General features: G+C 34.0%; 16 protein-coding genes. 9 read left to right on the top strand and 7 right to left on the bottom strand.

Going from position 1 to position 25,532, the window contains the following annotated elements; translation table 11 throughout:
* Positions 1 to 10: 10 nt before the first annotated feature.
* Complete coding sequence (pdxA, locus tag IC221_RS12545) at positions 11 to 1,381, bottom strand: 4-hydroxythreonine-4-phosphate dehydrogenase PdxA (RefSeq protein ID WP_188169297.1); 1,371 nt, start codon at positions 1,379 to 1,381, stop codon at positions 11 to 13.
* 372 nt (positions 1,382 to 1,753) lie between these two features.
* On the opposite strand from pdxA, the gene IC221_RS12550 reads away from it, so the two are divergent.
* From IC221_RS12550 to IC221_RS12575, 6 genes are all read left to right on the top strand, one after another.
* On the top strand, positions 1,754 to 5,260 hold the full coding sequence (locus tag IC221_RS12550) for a T9SS type A sorting domain-containing protein (protein ID WP_188169298.1): 3,507 nt from the start codon (positions 1,754 to 1,756) through the stop codon (positions 5,258 to 5,260).
* 175 nt (positions 5,261 to 5,435) lie between these two features.
* Positions 5,436 to 6,218 (top strand): 16S rRNA (adenine(1518)-N(6)/adenine(1519)-N(6))-dimethyltransferase RsmA, encoded by a 783-nt coding sequence (gene rsmA / locus IC221_RS12555; RefSeq protein ID WP_188169299.1) that lies wholly within the window; start codon positions 5,436 to 5,438, stop codon positions 6,216 to 6,218.
* Positions 6,219 to 6,368: 150 nt separating this feature from the next.
* On the top strand, positions 6,369 to 7,484 hold the full coding sequence (gene dprA / locus IC221_RS12560; RefSeq protein WP_188169300.1) for a DNA-processing protein DprA: 1,116 nt from the start codon (positions 6,369 to 6,371) through the stop codon (positions 7,482 to 7,484).
* 8 nt (positions 7,485 to 7,492) lie between these two features.
* Entirely contained in the window at positions 7,493 to 8,638 is a 1,146-nt protein-coding gene (locus IC221_RS12565; protein WP_188169301.1) for a glycerate kinase, read from the top strand.
* Positions 8,639 to 8,895: 257 nt separating this feature from the next.
* On the top strand, positions 8,896 to 11,235 hold the full coding sequence (locus IC221_RS12570; RefSeq protein ID WP_188169302.1) for a M1 family metallopeptidase: 2,340 nt from the start codon (positions 8,896 to 8,898) through the stop codon (positions 11,233 to 11,235).
* 58 nt (positions 11,236 to 11,293) lie between these two features.
* Positions 11,294 to 13,555: a M1 family metallopeptidase gene (locus IC221_RS12575; protein ID WP_188169303.1), complete on the top strand. Its 2,262-nt coding sequence runs from the start codon at positions 11,294 to 11,296 to the stop codon at positions 13,553 to 13,555.
* Positions 13,556 to 13,824: 269 nt separating this feature from the next.
* Here the strand turns inward: IC221_RS12575 and IC221_RS12580 are convergent, their stop codons facing one another.
* Both IC221_RS12580 and gldG read right to left on the bottom strand, forming a co-directional pair.
* Positions 13,825 to 14,460, bottom strand: a complete 636-nt coding sequence (locus tag IC221_RS12580) for a hypothetical protein (protein WP_188169304.1) — start codon at positions 14,458 to 14,460, stop codon at positions 13,825 to 13,827.
* 149 nt (positions 14,461 to 14,609) lie between these two features.
* On the bottom strand, positions 14,610 to 16,277 hold the full coding sequence (gene gldG, locus IC221_RS12585) for a gliding motility-associated ABC transporter substrate-binding protein GldG (RefSeq protein ID WP_223241365.1): 1,668 nt from the start codon (positions 16,275 to 16,277) through the stop codon (positions 14,610 to 14,612).
* A 207-nt stretch (positions 16,278 to 16,484) separates the two neighbouring features.
* Between gldG and IC221_RS12590 the strand changes: the two genes are divergently transcribed.
* Positions 16,485 to 17,900 carry a CCA tRNA nucleotidyltransferase gene (locus IC221_RS12590; protein WP_188169313.1) on the top strand — a complete coding sequence of 472 codons (1,416 nt, stop codon included), beginning with the start codon at positions 16,485 to 16,487 and terminating at the stop codon, positions 17,898 to 17,900.
* Between the two features lie 37 nt (positions 17,901 to 17,937).
* Positions 17,938 to 18,963, top strand: coding sequence for a uroporphyrinogen decarboxylase (gene hemE / locus IC221_RS12595; RefSeq protein ID WP_188169306.1), 1,026 nt, complete (start codon positions 17,938 to 17,940; stop codon positions 18,961 to 18,963).
* Between the two features lie 71 nt (positions 18,964 to 19,034).
* Here the strand turns inward: hemE and IC221_RS12600 are convergent, their stop codons facing one another.
* Complete coding sequence (locus IC221_RS12600) at positions 19,035 to 19,643, bottom strand: outer membrane beta-barrel protein (RefSeq protein ID WP_188169307.1); 609 nt, start codon at positions 19,641 to 19,643, stop codon at positions 19,035 to 19,037.
* Positions 19,644 to 19,827: 184 nt separating this feature from the next.
* On the opposite strand from IC221_RS12600, the gene IC221_RS12605 reads away from it, so the two are divergent.
* Positions 19,828 to 22,173 carry a carboxypeptidase-like regulatory domain-containing protein gene (locus IC221_RS12605; RefSeq protein ID WP_188169308.1) on the top strand — a complete coding sequence of 782 codons (2,346 nt, stop codon included), beginning with the start codon at positions 19,828 to 19,830 and terminating at the stop codon, positions 22,171 to 22,173.
* Positions 22,174 to 22,551: 378 nt separating this feature from the next.
* Here the strand turns inward: IC221_RS12605 and IC221_RS12610 are convergent, their stop codons facing one another.
* The 3 genes from IC221_RS12610 to IC221_RS12620 all read right to left on the bottom strand — a co-directional run bounded on the left by IC221_RS12610 (position 22,552) and on the right by IC221_RS12620 (position 25,351).
* A complete protein-coding gene (locus tag IC221_RS12610; RefSeq protein ID WP_188169309.1) occupies positions 22,552 to 23,151 on the bottom strand; it encodes a hypothetical protein in 600 nt (199 codons plus the stop codon).
* A gap of 22 nt (positions 23,152 to 23,173) precedes the next feature.
* Positions 23,174 to 24,145 (bottom strand): hypothetical protein, encoded by a 972-nt coding sequence (locus IC221_RS12615; RefSeq protein WP_188169310.1) that lies wholly within the window; start codon positions 24,143 to 24,145, stop codon positions 23,174 to 23,176.
* A gap of 684 nt (positions 24,146 to 24,829) precedes the next feature.
* Positions 24,830 to 25,351, bottom strand: a complete 522-nt coding sequence (locus IC221_RS12620; protein ID WP_188169311.1) for a hypothetical protein — start codon at positions 25,349 to 25,351, stop codon at positions 24,830 to 24,832.
* Between the last annotated feature and the right edge of the window lie 181 nt (positions 25,352 to 25,532).

Raw genomic sequence — 25,532 nt, forward strand, 5'->3', positions numbered from 1 at the left:
TACTATTGCCTTACTGTTTAGCTTCTTTATTTTGTTTAATTGATTTTTGATCTTGATCACCCGCATTTCTATTTCCTCCTTTATTAAAGTTTTTTCTTGGCTTCCAATGCTCTTTATTTTGATTATTAGGTCGGCGATCTTGTTTTTGATTACCTCCCTTATTCTTATTTTCGAGCATTTTTTGCTGACGAGTCACTTGTTCTTCCTTACGTTCACCTGCTTCTAGCTCGCTCAAGTCAAACTCTTCAACTCCTTCAGATGCCACTTCTAATGCTTTTTGAACCTTCATTTGATCTTTACGGTCTTGAAGCATCTGTTTTGCATTAGGTCGAATCTGATTTGTAATGACATTAGATCTAACTTTTACTATATCTACAGCCTGCATAAGTGCCGCTCTAAATGATTTCTCATCAGCAATACCTTTTCCTGCAATATTATACGCTGTTCCATGGTCTGGAGATGTCCTAACAATGCTTAATCCTGCAGTGTAATTCACACCATTTTCGAAAGCATGTAATTTGAATGGAATTAATCCTTGATCATGATACATACAAAGTACACCATCATAATTCTTAAAGGACATTGTTCCAAAGAAACCGTCTGAAGGGAAAGGACCAAAAACTAGATTACCTCTTTTCTTAAATTCTTTGATTACAGGAGTGATCACATTGATTTCTTCATCACCTAGTAATCCACCTTCACCTGCATGAGGATTTAGACCCATTACAGCAATTTTTGGCTTTGCAATACCAAAATCGTTCTTCAAAGACTCTAGAAAGACATTTAATTTAGAACTCAAACGCTCCTTAGTAATGCTATCCGCAACATCTCTTAAAGGAATATGACCTGTAACAACGCCTACTCTCAAATTACCTTCACAAAGGGTCATGAGTGTATCTCCATTGGTAGCGAAGTTCTCTTGATAGTACTCTGTATGACCTGCAAATTTGAAGTCATCACTTTGGATGTTTTCTTTGTTAATTGGTGCTGTTACTACTGCATCAATTACTTCGCTCTTTAAGTCTTTAGAAGCTTTATCAATAGATAAGAAAGCACACTTCCCTGCTGATTCACTTACTTTACCAGGTTCTAACTCCTGAACATCAGACCAACAGTTGACCACATTAATTTTTTGATCATGCAAATAACTATTGTTATTAAACTGATGATAAGTAAAATCTTCTATTGCTAAAATCCTTTTGTATTTAGTCAGAATTCTTCCCGAACCATATACAACCGGTGTACAAATATTTGTTATGCGTTTATCTTGCAAAACCTTTACGATAACCTCCGGTCCGATTCCATTGTAATCGCCGATAGTAATACCAATACGAGGTTTGTCAGATCTTCTATTATTTTTTTGATTTTTATTCTCTCTCATAACTTAGATAGACTTTTTTGTAAGCCTTCAATTCCTCAACTAAATGTTCATAATAATAGTCTTCTTTCAAAAGTAATACTTTTAAAGATTATTTATTGTATTATTCAAGTAAATTAATGATAAAAGTTTATAGTTTAATCATGTTACAAGTTTATACCTTTTCAAAAGGACCGATTCAAAAATTGTATATTCTTAATATTTCTAAAAATCTATTCTAAAACCTCTTATATCTATTACTTTCACAACCTTTACATATATTTGGAGTTCCTTATAGTACAGCTCTATCTTATAACCCTTTATAGTAATATGGAGGTTTATATTTTTTTGTTTATCAATAATTCATCTCGAATAAAGAATTACTAATAAATAACAATGATCAATCAAAAACACTTTTTATCAGGATTACTCTTCCTTATGACTTTTGGTGTATTTTATTATTTCTACCAAGGAAATCACCATTCAGAGGAAATCATTCAACATCAGTCAAAAGACATTGTCTTTGAGAGATATAATGAAAAAAGATTAAAAAAGAATGCGAAAGGATATATCAAGTCTGATAAACCTGATAAATTTCTTCAACTCATGCGTTCGTTAAAAGTAAGAGACGGACAAAATGAAGCACAGTACCAAAAAGGTTATAAGCTAAAGGAAACCTTGAAGGCTAATGCTTATTTTAAAAGTAATAGACGTATAGCACAAACAGTTACTGACGAACAATGGATCGAAAGGGGGCCAAAAAATGTCCCCGGAAGAACTAGAACATTAGTTGTTGATAAAAATGATCCTTCTAACAATACATGGATTATTGGTTCTGTATCAGGTGGCATCTGGAAAACAACCAACAAAGGTCAAAACTGGACTCCCCTAACAGATGATTTACCAACTCTTTCTGTCTCTCATATTAGTCAATCTGAAAGTGATCCTAATATATTGTATGCATGTACTGGTGAAGGATATGGAAATATTGACGGTGTAAAAGGTGATGGTGTTTTTAAATCAACTGACGGTGGCAATACTTGGTTTAGTTTAGAAAACACTCTAAACAATGAAGATTTCCAAATCGTAAATCGATTAATAATTGATCCAACAAATGCAGATAATTTAACGGTTTGTACCTCCGCCAATCCAGGTAACAGTTACAGGTCTTCCATTTTTGTGAGTAAAGACGGAGGTGAATCATGGACGAAAACTTATGAAGAAAGAAGAAGTGGTTTTTCATTTGCGATTCATCAGGTAGTTGCAAGTCCAGACGACTTTAATGTGCAATATGCTACGATCAATAACAAAGGGATTTTAAAATCAACTGATATGGGACAATCCTGGAGTTTGTTGAGCGGATATCGAGTAACGGGTAGAATTGAATTAGGAATTTCTGAAGTTAATCCAAACTTCATTTATGCCTCAATTGCAGGTAATGGAGATGCAAGTGAAGATGGAAATTTGTACTTATCTAGGGATGCCGGTAATACTTGGGCATTGTTAGGAGCAAACGATGAAATAAAGGTACTTGGAGGTCAAGGTTGGTACGATAACGCTGTTTTAGCTCACCCTTATGATGAAAACTCTTTCTATGTTGGGGGTGTTGATATTTGGAAGATAAATATTTTGGATGAAGATAATAATGTCGAATTCCAGAGGGTATCTGATGCTTACGGAGCAAGTGGAAGAACGATCAACCCTTCTTTCTTTAGAAATGGAAGCACTATTATAGAAGGACTTCACCCCGATCATCATTCTTTCGTCTCTGTAAAAACAACAGAAAATCAATTTTATATCATCAATACTAACGATGGAGGTGTTTATTACTCCAATACGGGTACTAACCCAGGTGAAGATAATGGAGATTGGACATTTGCAGGTTATGGATACAATACGACTCAATTTTACGGTATTGATAAGCGAAGTGGTGTAAATCAATATATTGGTGGTTCTCAAGATAACGGTACTTGGATTTCGTCTACAAATCCAACAAAAGATTCAAATTACAGAATGTTTATTGGAGGTGATGGTTTTGATGCTATCTGGCATAGTGAAGATGAAGATAAATTGCTTGGGTCTATTTATAATAATATTATTTATAAAAGTAATAATAGAGGAAGTGTTTATTTTGAAAGTACTAATGGCTTAGAAGATCAGGGAGAAAATGCTCCATTTATTACAAAATTGGCAAACTCTAAGCAAAATCCTGATGTAGTATTTGCGATTGGTGAGCAAGGTGTATGGAAATCTTCAGATTTTGGTAGCAATTGGACCTTGTCTCCTATTTCAAGCGATCAATGGGGTGTTTCTACTTTCATGGATGTGGAAATATCAGAAGCAAACACAGATGTTGTTTGGGCAGGACATAACTTTAGTGACGCTCTATATGTTTCTAAAAATGATGGGGTTTCATTTAGTCCAACAGGTAATAATGTAGACAATCTTTCTGTTTCCGGATCAATTTCGGGTATCGTTCCCGATCCGATTTATGAGGAAAACGCTTATGTATTATTTTCGTACGCTAACTCTCCAAAAATATTAAAAACGACAGATTTCGGAGAAAATTGGGTAGACATCAGTGGTTTTCATCAAAATGAATCTTCAGCAACGGGATTCCCTAACGTAGCTGTTTATGATTTATTAGTTTTCCCTTTCAATGACAACTATTTATGGGCAGGTACTGAAATTGGTATCTTCGAATCATTAGATGGAGGTGCATCTTGGCACCCCCTTGACGGTATCATCCCAAATGTATGTATTTGGGATATGAAGTACAGTGATAATCAAGTCTATGTAGGTACTCATGGTAGAGGTATTTGGTCCATCGATATTCCTATCAATCCTCAACCTGAAATAATAAGCTATACTTCTACCCTTACAGGTATTGAAGTCAGTATTAAAATAGATGCTGCTGCTGATTCAATTGTAATGTATTCAAAATCAAAAAAACGTATTAAAGGTTTCAACACTTCTTATGATGAAGGAGAACATTTATTAGAATTGGATAGCTCAGATTTAACTGAAAATGCAATACAATTTATTAGTTATAAAAATAATACGCCTTACAAAGGAAAAGTGACTACACTAGATATCACTCCATATTATACGCCAAGTGATTCATATTATAATGAGTTTACGGATTATAGCACTTCTTCTGATTTTATAGCAAAAGGTATTTCTTTCCAATCTTCAGTGACTAATTTTGATTTTGCGGCATTGCATAGTGAACACCCCTACGCAACTAATACAATCAACTATTGTTATTTAAGAACTCCAATCATTGTAAAAGACGACAATCCAAACTTCTTCTATAAAGATGTTACACTTGTTGCAACCGATGATGATTATGTAAGTATAGAAGCTAAAAAAGGAGATGATGATTGGGTAAATATATCCGGATCCTATAATGCAAGTTTTAATAGATTCTGGGAACATTATTCAAACTTAGGCTCAAATGGTGCACAAAACTTAGAGATAAGACACCAAATCAACTTAAAAGAGTTTTACAGTGCAGGAGATACTATTTTGATTCGATTTAAACTAAGTTCAGGTGAAATCAATCAAAATTGGGGTTGGGCTGTAACTTACCTAAACATCCAAAGTATTGAAGAAGATCCAGTAAGTAGCAGTGTTAATCAAGCATTGTTTCAATCGATAAAAGTGTATCCTACCGAAGTCGTCAATAATGAAACGAATGTGGAATTGGAAACAAAAGGTAGTGAAATTATTAACTATCAATTGGTCAATCTTGAAGGAAAAGTACTTCAATCCTCTTCTTTCGCTACATTATCAGGAAAAAATAAAGTTCCAATTACATTGAAGACCAACGAAAAGGGAATGTATATTTTAGTTTTATACAATGATGAAATAAAGAAATCTTTCAAAATAGCCGTACAATAGATCTTAAAAGATTACATTCGATCTTGAATGGATTTGTTTTGTATATTTTAATACCCGTTTTTTGCGGAAATATTTTAAGTACAAAACGTGCTTAAGTACTAAGCCAAAATAATATGAATGAGTCTTATATAATTTTGCCTTAGTACTTACTCCTATAAAAACATAAATAATACTTATGTCTAAAGTCAAACCTAAAAAGCATTTAGGACAACATTTTTTGAATGACCTACAAATTGCAGATGACATTGTAAATGCAATGACTTCTTTTGGTGATTACAAAGAAATTTATGAAATCGGCCCCGGCACCGGTGTTTTGACCACTCGCTTAATGCAAAAGGATGAGTACAAAACAACGGTAATAGAAATAGACACTGAATCTGTTGTCTACTTAGCAAACGAGGTGGGTTTACCAAAAGATCAAATCATTGAAGGCGATTTCTTAAAACTTGACTTTGGAAATATTGCTCCACATCCTGTAGGTCTTATTGGAAACTTCCCTTATAATATTTCTACACAGATCTATTTTAAGATTTTAGAGAATAAAGATCAGATCACCGAATGTGTAGGAATGATTCAGAAAGAAGTTGCTGAAAGAATAGCTACTAAAAAAGGTGGACGTACTGCAGGTATTCTGACCATATTAGTACAAGCATTCTATGACGTTGAATACCTTTTCACTGTTCCTCCGGGAGTGTTTATTCCACCTCCAAAAGTAGATTCCGCAGTCATCAGGCTTCAAAGAAATGATAGAAAGTCACTTCCATGCAAAGAGGAAACCTTCTTTAAAGTGGTAAAACAAGCTTTCAGTACTAGACGTAAAACGCTACGTAACGCTATGAAACCTTATGGTCTTCCTGCTGAATTACTAGAAGATCCAATCTTTAAGAAAAGAGCAGAAGAACTTTCGGTGGAAGATTTTATTGATCTTACCGTTAGAATTGAAGAATCAAGAAAATAGGTCTAACCCCTATTTGAACATAATGAGCCATTAATCTATTTAGGTTAATGGCTTTTTTATTGATCTTTTTGATAAATTCACTAAATTGTAATACCTATTTTAAAAAAACAACTATTTCCAAACGCTTTTATATGATTCATCAAACTTAACATGACAGAAACTCAAAAAATATATGAACTATGGCTTAATGATATAAACGGAATTGGTGGAGCAACTTGTAAACAATTAATTAGCTACTTAGAAAGTGCTGAAAATGTCTATAATAGCTCTTATAAGGACTTAATCAAAATACCTAACATTGGTGAGTTTATCACTAATTCCATCCTAAATTCTAAAAGCAAACTAGATAAAGCAGAAAAAGAATTTCAGTTAGCAGAAGCAAACGACACTCGTATCCTTACTTACGTGGACAAGGAGTTTCCTAAACGTTTGAAACTTCAAAAAGACGCTCCTTATCTTATTTATGTAAAAGGAAAAGCTTTGGCTTTAAATGCTAGTAAAAATGTAGCAATTGTAGGCTCAAGGGCTGCTACAAATTACGGCCACTATGTCACCAAAAGGATCATAGAAAAGCTTTCTGAGCTACCCGGAGTAAATATCATTAGCGGTTTAGCATATGGTATTGATATTCACGCTCACAGAGCTGCACTTGAATACAAACTAGGAACTATTGGCGTAATGGCAAACGGCTTAAAAAGCGTCTATCCAAAATTGCATCAAAAAACAGTAAATGAGATGTTAGCGGATCAAAAAAGTGGATTGATTTCAGAAAATAGTATGTTATCTCTCCCCGACGCTCCTAAATTTCCTGCAAGAAATAGAATAATTGCAGCATTAGCGGATACAGTAATTGTAGTTCAAGCCAAAAAACGCGGAGGGGCTTTGATCACTGCTGATATAGCCAATAGTTATCATAAAGATGTATTTGCCGTACCTGGATTAATCACGGATCCTCTTGCCGAGGGGTGTAATAATTTAATTAAATATAAAAAAGCACACCTTTTCTCTTCGGTTGATGATATTCTTACTGAAATGAATTGGAGTAAAAATTCTAAACAAAATAACCAAATGTCACTATTTCAAAAAAACAACTTAACTACACTGGAGCAAAAAATAACAAAGATAATCTTTGAACATCCTTTACAAATTGAAGAGATTGCAATCCAGACACAAATTCCTTTACCAAAACTAGCAAGCTTACTGCTTCAATTGGAGTTAAAAGGAGTGGTCAAACTAAAAGCCGGTAATATTTATACACTTAATTAATTCCTCCATTGAGAATTTTAGTAGCTCCCAATGCTTTCAAAAACAGCATTAATGCATTAGAAACAGGACAGATCATTCAAAATACTTGGTTAAAAGTAAGACCTACCGATACAGTGACTGTAAAACCGATGGCCGATGGCGGTGATGGTTTTGCTCAGATTGTAGGAGCAGAAAAAAATGGAGAAAAAATAGAAGTCTCTACTAAAAATGCTTTAGGTAGTAAACACCAAGGATATTATTACAAAGTAAACAATGCTACTGCAATTGTTGATTTGGCCTCAAATTGTGGTATGCAAACCTTATCTGAAGGTCATCTAGATGCTCTAAAGGCAAATACTGAAGGATTAGGAATTACTATAAAAAAAGCAATTGGGGATGGTTGTAAAGAAATTATTATTGGGCTTGGTGGAAGTGCATCTACTGATTTTGGGCTTGGTGCTATTCATGCACTCGGAGCAAAATTCCTGTCTGATAACAATGAAATAATCATCCCAAATGGAGGAAATCTCCACTTAATTAAGCGTATTGACATCAGTGAGTTGAACGAGACTATTCAAGATATTCGTTTTTTTATGGCCATTGATGTTGAAAATCTATTACTAGGTGAAAAAGGTGCTGCCGCTGTCTTTGCTCCTCAAAAAGGTGCATCAGTGAAAGAAGTAAAACAATTGGATGAGAATCTAACCACAATAGCTAAGCTCACTCAAGATGTTACCTTAAAAGACACTACTACATTAGTTGGCGGTGGAGCAGCAGGTGGAACAGCTGCAGGACTTTGGGCCTACCTTGATGCCGAACCCATGAACGGAAGTCAATTTATGATGAAAGTGATGGGATTAAAAAATGAAATTGAAAAGGCAGATTTAGTGATTACATCAGAAGGATGTTTAGATCAACAAACACTTGATGGTAAAATACCTTCTGTAATTGCTGAATATGGGAATCAATTTTACGTTCCAACAATTTGCTTTGTAGGAAGCAATACATTAGACTTTGAAGATGAGCACCCTTTCTTCTCTATTTTCTCAATAAACCAAAGATTTGATAGTATTGAAAAAGCAATCCAAAAAACCAAGTACAATTTGGAAAACACCACATTTCAGGTCGCTAAAATATTCCACTTAAGTAAAAATAAGGCAGATCAAGAATTTTAAGATTAACAGATTTTCACACTCATAATAGCGTTAATCATTAAAATTTTATCAAATTGCATTTTAATATGATAGAAAACCGTTTAGAGTACAAAATCTTATCACTAAAATAAGGTTCTAGTAGGATAAACCCCCGAATTTTCAAAACCTTTTACCCTTTTTAAAGTTTTGATTTTCTATCTATTAGTTACGCCAATTAATTTTTAGGCTCAGCAATTAATAATTATTTTAACTTTCATTTTTTAGCAACTTCCATTCTTATGACTAGAATTACCAAATTATTTATCTCGTTCGTTGTACTAGTGTCAAGTACGGGATTAGTTTTTGGTCAGAAGGAGTTCTACAACAATAACAAGTTTAAACAACTTGATGAAGAACTACCTACACCGAACGTGTACAGAACAGGTTCTGGTGCACCAGGACATGAATACTGGCAACAAAAAGCAGATTATGTAATTGAAGCGTCAATTGATGAAAAATTACACAGGCTGACAGGTGCTGAAACAGTTACCTACTACAACAATTCTCCTGACGTTCTAACTTACCTTTGGATTCAGTTAGACCAAAACATGAGAGCCACTGATTCTGATACTTATAAAATCAGACAAAACAAAGTGGGAAAAAGTGTCAACATCAACCAATTGGCTGGCATTGACGGTTTCCCTGAATATGATGGAGGTCACAAAATCCAAAAGGTAACGGATGCTTCTGGAAATCCTATCAAATATACCATCAACAAAACAATGATGCGTTTGGATTTACCTCAGGCTTTGAACCCAGGTGAAAAAGTTACATTCAACATTGATTGGTATTATAACATCAACGACCGTTTATTAATGGGTGGCCGTGGTGGTTATGAAACTTTTGCCGAAGACGGCAATACGATCTATACCATTACACAATGGTTCCCAAGAATGGCCGTTTATGATGATTTCAACGGATGGCAACACAAGCAATTCTTAGGTAACGGCGAATTTGCTTTAACATTTGGCGACTATGATGTGAAAATCACAGTTCCTTCTGATCATATCGTAGCCTCTACAGGTGAATTACAAAACCCTGATGAAATTTTAACTGAGGAGCAAAAGAAACGTTTTGAGGAATCAAAAACAGCTGATAAGCCAGTTGTAATTGTTTCTCAAAAAGAAGCAGAGAAAAAAGAGAAAACAGTTGAAAGCGGTACAAAGACATGGCACTACAAAGCGAAAAATGTAAGAGACTTCGCTTTTGGTTCATCTCGTAAGTTTATCTGGGATGCAATGGGTGTTGACATTAATGGTAAAACAGTAATGGCAATGTCTTATTATCCGAAAGAAGCTAATCCATTATACGGACAGTATTCTACAGAAGCAGTAGCACATACTTTAGAAGTTTATTCTAAATACACTATTGATTACCCTTACCCAGTAGCGATCTCTGTTGAGGCATCAAACGGTATGGAATATCCAATGATCTGTTTCAACTACGGTCGTCCTGAAAAAGATGGTACTTACTCTCCTCGTATCAAGTACGGAATGATTTCAGTAATCATTCACGAAGTTGGTCACAACTTCTTCCCTATGATCATCAACTCTGATGAGCGTCAGTGGACTTGGATGGACGAAGGTTTGAATACTTTCTGCCAATACTTAGCGGAACAAGAGTGGGAAGTGGGATACCCTTCACGTAGAGGACCTGCTGAGAATATTGTCAATTACATGAAAGGTGAGAAAAACAACATCACTCCTATCATGACCAACTCTGAATCCATCAAGCAATTTGGCAACAACGCTTACGGAAAACCTGCTACTGCTCTTAACATTTTAAGAGAGACAATCATGGGCCGTGAGTTATTTGATTATGCTTTCAAAGAATATGCTGAAAGATGGGCATTCAAACATCCAAAACCAGCAGATTTCTACAGAACAATGGAAGACGCATCAGGTGTTGATTTAGATTGGTTCTGGAGAGGTTGGTTCTTTACAACTGAAGCCGTTGACATTTCTATTGAAGACGTTACTTTTGTTGAATTAGATACTCAAGATCCAAAAGTTGAAGAAGCAAAACGTAAGGCAAAGCGTGATGCTCAACCAAAAGACATCACAACTATTCATAACGAAGAAATCAACTTATCACGTAGAGTAGATAGAAAACCTGAATTGAAGGACTTCTACAACAGCTACGATGAGTTGGATGCGAATTATGAAGATCACGAGAAGTACAAGAAATACCAAAGCTCATTAAACAAAAATGATAAAGCTTGGATCGCTTCTAACAAACATCTTTATGAAGTGAAATTCAAAAATGTTGGTGGTTTAGTAATGCCAATTATCGTTGAACTTCAATATGAAGATGGTACTTCTGAAAAGAAATACATTCCTGCTGAAATCTGGAAAAAAGATGATATCGTAGTTTCTAAAGTGTTTGTATGTGACAAGCCAGTGGTTCAATTTGTGTTAGACCCTAACAGAGAAACAGCTGACATCGACACGGAAAACAACTACTTCCCTCGTCAAAATCAAATGAGTAGATTCCAGCTTTACAAATCAGGTGCTAATCAACCAAGATCGTATGATTCTGGAAGATTAAATCCTATGCAGAAAGCAAAGAAAAAGAAATAATTATTGATCAATAATTAGAAGAACGACCATCGAAAGGTGGTCGTTTTTTAGTTTTAATATGAAAACACTCTATACAACCCTAATCCTTACTCTTTTGACTTCAAGTGCCGTTTTTGCACAAAAAGAGTTTTATAATAACAATAAGTTTAAGCAACTAGACGAAGAACTTCCTACTCCCAATGTTTATAGAACGGGTTCTGGAGCTCCAGGCCATAAGTATTGGCAACAACAAGCAGATTATGTGATTGAAGCTAGTCTTGATGAATCTAAGCATAGACTTACAGGTAAAGAAACGATCACCTATACCAATAATTCTCCTGATGTCATCAAATATTTATGGGTACAGTTGGATCAAAATATGAGAGCTAAAAACTCAAATACCTATAAAATCCAACAAAGTAAAATTGAAGACAAAGCCTCTCTTAAGAAATTACAAAGAATTGAAGGTTATCCTGATTACGATGGCGGTCATAAAATTGCATCTGTTACTGATACAAATGGGAAGAAGATTCCTTTTGTCATTAATCAAACCATGATGCGAGTGGATATTGCTCAACCTATGCAACCCGGTGATCAGATCACTTTCAATGTAGAGTGGAGCTACAATATCAATAACCGTAAATTAATGGGTGGCCGTGGTGGCTATGAGCAATTCCCTGATGGTAATACTTTATACACTATCACGCAATGGTATCCAAGAATGGCTGTCTATGACGATGTGAACGGATGGCAAAACAAACAATTCTTAGGTAACGGAGAATTCGCTTTAACATTTGGTGATTTTGATGTGAAATTTACGGTCCCTGCTGATCACATTGTTGCCTCTACGGGTGTTTTACAAGATTCTTCTGTTTTGACGGAAGAGCAGATCCAAAGAATAGAAAAAGCAAAGACTTCAGAGAAACCTGAAATGATTGTCACTTTGAAAGAAGTGCAAAAGAAAGAGAAGAAAAAGGCAAAAGGGACAAAAACTTGGCATTATACAGCTGAGAATGTAAGAGACTTTGCCATGGGATCTTCTCGTAAATTACTTTGGGATGCAATGGGTGTTGAAGTCGGTGGCAAAACAGTTATGGCCATGTCTTACTACCCGAAAGAAGCATATGATCTTTATAAAAGATATTCAACAGAAGCAGTAGCACATACATTAGAGACTTACTCAAAATACACTTTTGATTATCCTTATCCTGTAGCAATTTCTGTTGAAGCTGAAAACGGCATGGAGTATCCAATGATTTGTTTCAACTACGGAAGAGTCGACGAAAAAGGAAATTACTCAAAGAGAACTAAATATGGGATGCTTTCGGTTATTATTCATGAAGTAGGCCACAACTACTTCCCTATGATTGTCAATTCTGATGAACGTCAATGGACATGGATGGACGAAGGACTGAACTCATTCCTACAATTCGTTGCCGAACAAGAATGGGAAGAAGGCTATCCTAGTAGAGAAGGTTTCCCTGAATTGATTATTGATTATATGAAAGGCGATCCTGCAGGAATCTCTCCTATCATGACCAACTCTGAATCCATTCATCAATTTGGTTATAATGCCTACTCAAAACCAGCAACGGCTCTTAATATCCTTAGAGAAACTATTATGGGTCGAGAGTTATTTGATTATGCTTTTAAAGAATATGCCCGAAGATGGAAATTCAAGCACCCTACTCCTGCTGATTTCTTTAGAACAATGGAAGACGCCTCTGGTGTAGATTTAGATTGGTTCTGGAGAGGTTGGTTCTACACTACCGAACCTTGTGATATTAGTATTGAGAACGTAACATTTAAAGAACTAAATACTAAAGATCCAACTATTGAAGAAAAGAAACGTAAGGAATTACGTTCTTCTAAAGCTCCTACCATTACCGAGCTTCACAATGAAGAAGTTGGTCTTGTAACTAGAGTGGAAAAGAAAAAGGAATTGGAGGACTTTTACAATTCTTATGATCCACTTGATAAGACAGCAAGTGAAGAAAAACAATTCAAAAGATACCAAAGCAGTCTAACAAAAGAAGATAAAGCATGGCTTCAAGAAGAGCACTTTGTCTATCAGATTGACTTTAAAAACGTAGGTGGATTAATCATGCCAATCATCCTTCAAAAAGTATATGAAGATGGTACAAGTGAGAAAGTATATATCCCTGCTGAGGTTTGGAGAAAAAATAATGAAAGTGTCACTAAAGTATTTGTAGAGAAGAAAAAGGTCGTTTCTTTTGTTTTAGATCCTAACAGAGAAACAGCCGATATTGACACTTACAACAACTACTTCCCAAGAGAAGAACAAGTGAATCGTTTTCAGTTGTATAAAGGGAGAAGATAATTTGTAATTTCCCTGTAATAGAAACAGCCACTAGAACTATTAAGGTTTTAGTGGCTGTTTTTTTATGTTATTTCGAAAATCGATGTATTGGATTTTACTTTTGTAAAAAACTTATAATTTCAACGTATTTACAAAAAAGTAGGTGCATTCTATTAAAAACGGGTGCAAACTAGACATTTTCATAAAAAACAGGTGCTGATAAAAGCAAAACTCCTTTCAAAATAATGTATACTTCAAAAGGAGTTAGGCTTAATTATACGTTTGCAGTTCTAACTTGATTGTATCTTTTTCTTTCTGTACTCATCCAATTCATTTGTTGAAAATTGTCTGAATGAGAATTTATAACCCATTGCTAAAGCAAATCCATAGAAAATGAGGTCTCTAGGATCAAATGTTTCCATTAATAATTCTGGTAAATAAGAAAAGTCCATTAAGGTCAATACTTGAACAAAAGATAAATTTTCTTCATTTGCAATAAGCCCTGTTAAGGTCAATAGATTACCTAAAACAATAGAGGATAATGCAATCAAAGCACCTGCTACACCAAAAATTTTATCCAATCCTTTTCCAAAAAATCGGATTGATATTCCAACTGCAGCACCAATTCCTATTGCCAAATAATTGATTTGATACAATGTAGCAATTGAAATTCCACTCCAAACTAATGAACCTACAAGACCTGTGATTAATCCTGCTATCACGCCCATTGGTAAATTTTGCTCCAATTTTAGTTCCTCAAGATCCTCCATCGATAAACGTGCTTTTATCTGTTCTGGAGCTAATTCCATATCTTCTACACCAGCATAATCTTTCTTTGTTTCATCTAGATTATAATCTGGACATTCACCATTAAAAGTTGCTTTTTCACCTGTCAAATTACAAATCAAACCCACTTTAGGGTTCATCTTTCTATTTGTACACTTTTTACAAAAAATTAGCTGTTCATTTCTAGTCATTACCTTGCTTTAAATAAAAAAAAAGATTAAAAAAAATCAGATGCAAGATAAAAATCACAAAGTACAATTTGAAGTAGAAAAATTCTAAATAGAGTATATTATTTATTATACTTCCTTCTCCTCTGATAAATAAAACCTATCCCTAAAAGAATGGTGATCATCACTGGAACTCCAACGTTAAGCCATTGCCACATCGTTTTTTCCTCTCTGATCTTAAATGAGTCTAATGGGCGAATAGTAACCTTTTTATTTCTAGCTAGAATTAAGCCTTCCTCATCAGTCAAGTAATCCATAGCATTCATTAAAAAGTCAAGGTTAGATAAAGATTGATTCTGAAAACGATCAAACTCTATCGATTCCATTTTACCTGTAATTGGATTGATTTCGTTCTTAATAATATCTGCATCTCCCATCACTATCACCTTAGTTTCTTTCTTGCTCGATTTGATTAAAGAAGACTTAGGAATGCCTTTCGGAGGGAATCGATTTGCATACAAAGATTGAAACTTGCCTTCTAATAAATAGGCAACTGGAATATGCGGTGCATTGAATAATTCTTTTTGATTGACTTCTTTGATTTCATCCAAAGAAATAATGTTAGGCATTTTTCGAGCCCTTGAGTAGTTGGAAGTATAGACTAAAGGAGTTTTCTTAATTCCTTTTGACTTTACAGTATCAAGTGAACTTACGAACTTACCGTAAACAACATTCATATTTCTTACAATAGGATGTTCTGAGAATGTATTCAAATACATGAAATAAGGCCATGGAAGTTTTTTCAGATTCGCTTTATCGCCAAAGTTCCCTGCCACAATTTCAATTAACCCTGCCTGTTGGTCTTGGATTAAATCGATATTTGGTCTCACTCCTAACCTGAATAATAAATCTTCAATATTTAAATCATAACCAAAAGCGTAGGTTCCTCCTAAAGGAATCGAGTCTTTATTCATTTGAACTCTATCCATTAAGAACATGGCATTCCCACCGTTCATTAAGTATTGATCGATATAGTATTTATCTCTATTGGGAAATTTCTTTTTCGGTTGTGCGACAATGATACCATCAAATTGATTCAATGTGCTCATATCATTTACCTCTGCCACATAATACTTCTTCTTTAAAGCATTAATAGCTTCGGTCATTTCCATGGGTGTCAGTTCATCATGACCTTGAATGATCGCAATTTTTTTGGATTGAGTTTGAGAAAGTTCTTTGATTGCACTTGCCAGTTCAAATTCAACCCCTTCAATAGATTGATTAATTTGCTCTTGTGAAGATCTTGCAGAATTACCTTTTAATAAAAGCACACCTTTCTGTTTTCCTTTATAAGAAATCAATGCCCCTGGATAAATCAAACGTTGTGTTTGTTCTCCATTAGCGGAGACATCAAAAAGAGTAGTTTGTGGTATACCCTTATTAATAATGGATTGTTGAAAGGCTCTTTTCTGTCTTGGGTCCGCAAAATCATTAGGATCAACAAAACGGAAATCTAGTTTTCCGTTAGATTGAATCTTAAATTCATCTAGTGTTTCTTGAATAGCTTGTTTAAGGTGTTCAAACTCGGCATTCAAAGGACCGTCTAAGAATACATCTATTTTCACTTCATCCGGAAGATTATTCAATAACCTTTCCGTAGCAGGATTAATGCTAAACCTTTTTTCTTCGGTTAAATCCCAACGAAAAAATAGTTGATCTGAATGTATATTTAGTAATATAAAAAAAAGTACTACTGCAGAAAAAGATAATAGGTCTTCCCACTTACGCATAATCATTGAACAAATTTGCCTGTCATTAAATTTCTCGCAAAATCGGATGTTTACGTGATTTTGCAAAATATTAAATCAAGATTACACCAATTTTACCGGATAGTTTATCAATTATCAATTATTAATCTCTTTTCTAGCATAAAATAATGTATTTTTGCATTTCAGTTTGAATTTATAGTTTTTTAGTACTTTTTGATTGTGTCAGAAATCAATTTTAAAGATACATTAGATAAAAATCCAATTTTCCAGATCGTTGCTCAAAGTGCGAAGGAAGTTGGTTTCAAAACCTACCTAGTGGGTGGTTTTGTTAGAGACTTACTTCTTAAGCGTCCTTCTAAAGACATTGATATAGTATGCGTAGGTAGTGGTATTGTTTTGGCCGAGCAAGTGGCTAAAAATGGTGGCAACCTCCCTTGCAATACGTTCAAGAGCTTTGGTACGGCTATGGTAAAGTTCGATGAATATGAGGTAGAGTTTGTAGGAGCAAGAAAAGAATCTTACCGTAGGGAATCTCGCAAGCCAATTGTAGAAGATGGTACGTTGGAAGACGACCAGAACAGAAGAGATTTTACGATTAATGCTTTAGCCATCTCTTTGAATTTGGAAGATTACGGTGATTTGGTTGATCCTTTTGGAGGTGTAGATGATTTAAAGAAAAAGAACATCATTACACCTTTAGAACCTAACATTACTTTTTCTGATGATCCCCTAAGAATGATGAGAGCGATCCGTTTTGCCTCTCAGCTTTCTTTTGATATAGACCCCGATACTTTCCAGGCGATTACCGATAATAAGGAACGCATTGAGATTGTATCTAAGGAAAGAATCATGGATGAATTGAATAAAATCATCCTCTCTCCACTCCCATCTTATGGCTTTAAGCTCCTTTTCACTTCAGGCTTATTGGAATTGATTTTCCCTGAAATGGCTAATCTTTATGGCGTTGAACGTAGGGACGGCAAAGGACATAAGGACAATTTCTATCATACCTTAAAGGTATTGGACAACGTTGCAGAAAAATCAGATGACCTTTGGTTACGCTGGTCAGCAATTCTCCATGATATTGCCAAGCCTCCTACCAAAAGATTTAATCCTAAAGTAGGTTGGACATTCCATGGTCATGAGGATAAAGGTGCTCGTATGGTTCCGGGAATCTTCAAGAGAATGAAATTGCCTTTGAATGATAAAATGAAGTTTGTACAGAAATTGGTACGTCTTCATTTACGTCCTATCGCTTTAGTGAAAAAAGAAGTGACAGATTCTGCTGTTCGCCGTTTGCTTTTTGAAGCAGGTGACGACATTGAAGCTTTAATGACGCTTTGTAGAGCGGATATTACTTCTAAGGACGATAAGAAGGTGAAGAAATACTTGGCCAACTTTGATTATGTAGAATCAAGATTGGTAGCTGTTGAAGAAAGTGATCAAATCCGCAACTTCCAGCCTGTCATTACGGGTGAGCGAATTATGGAAACTTTTGGGATCAAACCTTCTCGTGAAGTGGGACAAATCAAGGATCAAGTTCGTGAGGCTATTTTGGACGGTAAGATCAAAAATACCGAAGAAGAAGCATTTCCATTTATGTTGAACATAGGGAAAGAACTTGGGTTAACTCCTGTTGAATAATAAAAAGAACTCCAAACAACTTAATTGAATATATAACATGAATGATTTAATTCTTCGTACTGCAAGAGGTGAAAAGACAGAAAGAACACCTGTATGGTTAATGCGTCAAGCAGGTCGTATCCTTCCTGAATATAGAGCAGTAAGAAATAGCGTTTCTGGTTTTGTAGAATTATGTCAAACACCTGAATTAGCGGCGGAAGTTACAATTCAACCAGTAGATTTATTGGGCGTTGATGCGGCAATTATTTTCTCAGATATCTTAGTAATTCCTGAAGCGATGGGATTGCCTTATGAAATGGTAGAGAAAAGAGGTCCTTACTTCCCTAATACCATTCAGTCGGAAGCTGATCTACAGAAAATCAGAGTAGCGGACGTTCAATCTGACTTAGGTTATGTATTAGAAGCAATTAAGTTGACAAAAAAAGAGTTAAATGGTAGAGTTCCTTTGATTGGTTTTGCGGGTGCTCCATTTACTATTTTCTGTTATATGATTGAAGGACAAGGATCAAAAACATTCTCTAAAGCAAAGAAAATGTTCTATACCAATCCTGAGTTCTCTCATCAGTTATTACAAATGATCACTGACAGTACTATTGCGTATTTGAAAGCTCAAATCCAAGCAGGTGCTGATATGATTCAAATTTTTGATTCATGGGCTGGTATTCTTTCTCCAGAACAATATAGTGCCTTTGCAATGCCTTACATCAACCAAATCTGTGACGCTATCACGGAGGTTCCAAAAACAGTTTTTGCTAAAGGTGCTTACTTTGCTAGAGAAGCAATTGGAAGAAGCAACTGTAATACGGTTGGTTTGGACTGGAACATGGACGTTGCTGAATCAAGAATGTTGACCAACGGTAAAGTACTTCAAGGTAACCTTGATCCATGTGCTTTATACGGTTCTAATGCTGAAGTTGAAAAAGCAACAAAAGCAATGTTGGATAAATTCGGTCCAGACAAGCATATTGCTAACTTAGGCCACGGTGTTTACCCAGATATTGATCCTGAAAAAGTAAAAGTATTTATTAATACTGTGAAGGAATACTCTGAAAAAATGAGATAATCCTTATCGGAATAAAAGCTTAGAAAAGTCTGTAGGTCTTCGTGATTTACAGACTTTTTTTGATTCTGTGCCTAAAGATGGTTTTCCCTTTTTACAAAATTGATATTGATATTCGCCCTAATGGTATAATTAGTAAATAAGTAACTTCCTTCCTCAGATGAAAAAATATTAGGTACTATATCTGTCTTAAAAACCAACTGAAAGAAACCAAAATTAACTCCTACTTCAGGAGAAAAATTAACGGAGTTAATCGTACTAAATGGAACTTCAATACTTTCGTCATCATAAGAGAAAGTAATAAAAGAGAATTGAGATCTATAATAACCTATACCAATTCCTAAATGAGGACGCACTCTAGTTGTTCCCAAATAATATCTGATTTTTATATTAAAATCTAATGTATAAGCTAAAAAAGATTCATAATCTGTTCCCTTTTTAGGAAATGGATATTCAAGAGTAGTAGCATTTAAATTGCCCTCAAAACCAAACGACCAATTGAGGGTGTAATTATAATAGACATTGATGTTGAGATTTGGTCCCAAACCGCTAACTTTTAAATTATTTATTTTACCGTCAAGCGAATATATTCCAGTACCAAGTCCAATTGATATAAGCTTATCTTGAGAAAGAGCAATATTAGAGATAACTAATGCTGTCAAAATGGCAAGTAGATATTTCATTGTTAAAGAGTAAAGAGTGATAGCTATTGTTCTAGTTTACCGCACATGATACATGGTTTCAAGATGATTTCAAAATATCTTTCTTTTTAAATTCATTTTTTTTCATCATCACATAGGGGTAAAATGTTCTCTTGGTGTCATCATCATGTAAACAAAATTAAATGCTCTTAAATCAATTTTTAAAATGATGAAAAAAACTATTTGCTCTATGCTTTTCTTGTTATTAGCAACTACTGCCTTTTCACAAGAACTGAAGCAAGTAATCAGAGGTCAGATTGTCGATGCCACCTCTAAAGCTCCCCTGCCTTTTGCTACTATCATTGTTACTTCTTTGGATGTACCTTTAGGTACAGTTGCAGATGACCAAGGTAATTTTAGGTTAGAAGGTATTCCCGTTGGTCGTCAAAACCTAAAAGTAACTTTGGTAGGATATGAATCTGCAATGATTAATAATTTGATGCTGAATTCTGCAAAAGAATTAGTCCTTACTGTTCCTCTTAAAGAAAGTACTACTCAGATGGAAGAAGTGGTGATACGAGCTTCTGAAGGCAATGGTAAAACATTAAATGAAATGGTCAGTGTAAGTGGACAGTCTTTTACGGTGGAACAAACGGAAAGGTTGGCTGTTTTTGATGACCCTGCCAGGGTTGTGGCTTCTTTTGCAGGGGTGACTACAGGTAACCTAGATGATAATGGTGTGGTCATTAGAGGAAATGCACCCAAAGGCGTTTTATGGAGGTTAGAAGGCGTAGAAATTCCTAACCCTAACCATTTTGGAGGTCTAGGTTCATTTGGTGGCGGAGCAATATCTGCACTAAGCGGTCTGATGTTAGGTGATTCCGATTTTTTAACGGGTGCTTTCCCTGCCGAATATGGAAATGCAATGTCAGGTGTTTTTGATATGCAGTTTAGGAATGGAAATAATGAAACTTCCGAACATGCCATTCAATTAGGTACATTGGGCTTGGATATCTCTTCTGAAGGTCCATTTTCAAATAATAGTAATGCATCTTATCTCTTTAATTATAGATATTCAACTCTCGCACTAATAAAACCTATTCTTCCTGAAGATAATGGTATTCCAACCTACCAAGATCTAAGTTTTAAAATTAATGTTCCTACAAAGAAAGCAGGTGTCTTTTCTATTTGGGGTTTAGGCTTAATTGACGGTATTGATTCAAAAGCCAATAATGAAACCACCGAATGGGTTTCTGAATACGATAGTTACTCTGAACTAGGTACATTTAGAACAGGAATTCTAGGTTTAACGCATAATTATTCCTTTAGCAACAAAACCTTCTTAAAAACATCTGTGGTGGCCTCACAAGAATATAAACGGTACGAAGAAGAGCGCTATGATTTTCTTTTAGATGCATTTCCAACTAGGGATTTGAGTATTAAAAATAACAAATGGACAGTATCAACAGTATTGCAACATAAGTTTAATGCTTCTCACTTCAACCGAACGGGAGTAATTGTCAATCAATTGCATTACAATTCTAAATTAGCTTTCTCTCCTGAGTTTAAAGATCCATTACAAACCTATTTGGATGAACAAAGTACTATTAATACTTATCAGTTTTTTACACAATCACAGTTTGATTTAACCTCTCGCTTAAAATTAAATGTAGGTATTCATAGCCAATATATAAATTTCAACGAAGAGTTGACGTTTGAACCTAGAGCAAGCCTATCCTATCAACTTTCTCCCAACAGGTCCATTGGATTTGCTTATGGTAAACATTCCAAACTAGAACCATTGCCATTGTATTTTAGTAAAATTGAAGAAAATGGTGCAGTGACTCAACCTAATACATCCTTACCTCTATCTAAATCACATCATTATGTTTTATCATATAATTGGAATATTAATGACAAAATTACATTAAGTATCGAACCCTACTACCAACGCCTCTATGACGTTCCCGTAATTCCGGATAGTTCTTACTCGGCCATTAATATTGATGCACAATGGTTGTATGAAGATAAAATGGAAGGAACTGGAACAGGTGAAAACATGGGAATAGACATCACTTTATCAAGAAGTTTGAATCAAGGCTTTTATTATATGTTTACTGGTTCTGTCTTCGATTCAAAATACAAGGGAGGTGATGGAAATGAACGTAATACTAGATTCAATAGAGGGTTTGTGATCAATGCCATCTACGGTAAAGAATGGATAGTTGGCAAATCAAAAAACAAAGTGTTAGGTCTTAGTGGTCGTTTGAATCTTCTTGGAGGAAAATATACCACTCCTTTAGATACTGAAGAGAGTATGGATCAAAAAGAAGCCATCTATGATGAATCAAAAATTTATACGGAGAAACAAGATCCATCTTACCGTTTAGATATTTCGTTTTATTGGAAAATTAATAAGAAAAGACATACGGGTACATGGAAATTACAGCTATTAAATGCACTTGGCAGTAAGGATGATTATGGTTATTTATACAACTATCAAACTCAAAACCTTGAGAAAGCTGATGCACAAATTGTCATTCCTTCATTAGCTTATAAAATAGAATTTTAATTTTACTCTTTCGGATCGTGAGGCACAAAGTATTTAATCTCTACAATAACTTAGTAATAATAGCTTTAGTGAATAATTGAAAGATTACAACTCTGTAGGGCCACAATGCCTTGTGGCTCACGATCCACTAAAATTATCTATAACCTCAAACTATGCTAGGAATGATATCAAAAATAAAAGATAGTTAAAAGTACATCCTATCACGTACACTCTGTACATAACGAGATGTACGGTTTGCAAGTGCTAGGACTTACACTCTGTAAATGCTACTACGTACACTATGTAAGTCCTAGCACTTGCATTGCTTCAATGCATAATAACGGTAAAATGGTTTGATTTTATTTGGAGATAAGTTGGAAACTTATTCAAGTGGAGGTTTTACTCTAAAATAAAATCACCTTCTTTATAAGGCCACTTCTTATAATTCATAAGTATAAAATTTAGGTTTTTAAGTTCTAGTTTTGTCATATTACCACTCTTTCTTATCAGCTTATCCAACTCATCATTGTCAAAATACTCAATTTTATATAATCCTTTATCTCTATTGTAAAAGAGGAGCCTTTCATGATAAATATCTATAATTGGTGTATTAGGATAAATGATTGTATGATAATTTAAAGTTTGCTTTATGATGCATTCTTCATGATCAACTCTTTCATTATTTATTAATACGGTAGATGAAATAGACCTACCTCCATACCAATCACTAAAAACCGTTTCTCCTTCAAAAAACAACACTTTATTATCTGATAATCTAACGAACGGAACTAACTCAAGGTCATTTAAGCCAGGAATATAAAAAGCAATAAATAATGTATCGTTTCTAATACCTGTACATAAAGCACCTGATTTAAAATTGGTAATTTCATTCTCAACTATCAAATCATAAAAAGATATCTGAAATGGATCTTCAGTATCTACTTGAGCCAATCCAATATTAGAAAAGCTTAGAAATAAAAAAATGAAAAGTTTATTCATTAATCCTCTGTTTGGCATATCCCTATCTAATTCCTTTTTTTAAACTCTTATAAAAAAGTGTCTTCTTCAAAATATTATCTAAATCAATCCCCACTTGTTTATCTTCCATCTCATCATCTACCTTATACCCTAGTATTTCAAAGAACTCATCCTCATACAAATCCAAATAATAAAGACGACCGAAAAGGTATACTTCATAATAGAAGTAGTCATAATTAGAAGGCTTTATCTGCTTGAGAAATCCTTGTTCAATTTCTTCTTCTGAGTATATTTTTTTGATTACATCAGTATATTTTGATACTAGTTCACTATGGGTTGAGTCTTTTTTGAGTGAAATTTTCTCATATAGCATAATTTGAAGTAAACCTCTCTCTATTAGTTTTAAACACTCTTTATAATAATTGAAATGATAATAAACTTCAAAACTTAAATCAGCATATTCGTTTACAGTACTATAACAAGAAGTAGATTTGGATGTTCGGTTTGTGCTTTTCAACATTTCTAGATAGTAATACGCTTTTTCATAATCTTTAAGTTTAATATAATATTTGGTCAATTTTTCTAGAGTGGTAATTTTAGCATCATTTTTATCTTCATAAAAGGAAGTTTTAAACCTTCGATCAGATGTATCGGAAAAATAAAAAGTATAATTATCCTTGATCTCAACTAATTTATAGTCATCTATTGTCTCTATTAACTCAAGATCAATGGAATGTGCTTTTTCTACTGAATCGACTGCTTGATAAAAAGACGATAAATAATTCATTACTAATGGGCAGAATAGAGACTTTGGATAATCTTCCAAAAAATGTTCTGAATCGTAAATGGTCTTTCTGACAAAATTATTCGTAAAATCCCATTCTATATCATTAAAAATTAGTAAATCATATTTTCCTTTCAATTTATAATATTCAGTTGTATCACTCTGATTCATAAGACCTTGAGCAAAACTAGTGCTAGAAATAAAAATAAATAGTATTAGAGTTCTTGTCATGATGTAGTTTACTTATAAAGTTATTTGATTGATGTAGTTGTGTTTTAAAAAAATCTAGCAGCATTCTTTGTACCTCGAATGGTATTATGTATTGTTTCCCAATCTTCTTGTTGAGAGTATGCGTTTCCTGTAATAATCTAAAAATATTATCAAAACAGAAAATATTGGTGAACTGATATAAATTGAAATATAAGAACCTTTCAAACTATGTCCTCCATAACCTTCCTCAAAACATAACCAATAAAGAGTATAAGGATATAAAACTAATATTAAATTGATAACAATGAATTTACCTAGTTTATAACCAACTAGACATTTTTCTAAAAGGGTCTTCAAGTAAAATAATGGTATGGATAGAATTAAATATTCAACAAAATACAATGAATAATATAAGAATAAGTTGTAAAACTCAATTTTGCCTTTTACCCAAATGATTTTATCGTAATAAAATAAGAAAATCGCTCTATCTATTATGGAAATAAATAAAATAGAGAAAATCCATTGCCTTTTTTTACTAGACAATAAAAACTGTAAAACAATCATCTTAATATTTCTCATATCTTGATTTTGGAGGAAGTAAAAAATAGTTAGACTTCAATTAATGTTGAAAACTTATTCAATTGGACAGCTCTAAGTAACGCCTACGGCTTTATACTTACACCCAAAAAGGGTTTTTCATAACAATTACAATAGTTTTAGTTCTAACTCTATATCCGCTTTTATTCTTTCACTCTTTCCTAAAATTTTCTTTTGGTTAAAGTTCACATTATCAATTTTAATTTTTCCATCAAGCCAAACCGTTTCATAACTTTTAAACGATGTTAAATCAATAAAATAGTACTTAATGTCTCCTCTAATACTTGAATAATGAAAGAAATAAGTATAAAATGAATTACTTGTTTGCCTTTCTTCAATGTGAATGAAATTTTGATCAAATTCAATTTCTTCAAAATGTTTGACGTGATCCTCAACAATTAAAAATATAGCTTTACTTTCTTCTACAACATTACAATCTGGTACTTTTACTAACATTACTTTAGTCGCGTCATTAGTATTGTATTGATAATCAATACACTCAATCGAAACACATTCCAGCCAACTATCAATTAAATAATCAGACAATAAACTTTTAAGAGATTGAACTTCTTGAGTATTAATATTAGTTGTGAAGAAAAAAAATGCTGAAAGAATGAGTTTGCTTTTCATAGGTTTACAGACTTATAGGTTGACTTTATATTTGCTGTTATAACATAGAGTTATTAATATGAATAATAAAGATCAATATTAAGTGTATCATTGTCAATATACTTTATAGTTACCCCAGTAGTTCGGACTGTCTAAGCAGAAAAGATAATTATCTTTTTTTGAGAGATTCAGCTTCAAACCT

Source organism: Flammeovirga sp. EKP202, assembly GCF_014534745.1.
GTDB lineage: Bacteria > Bacteroidota > Bacteroidia > Cytophagales > Flammeovirgaceae > Flammeovirga.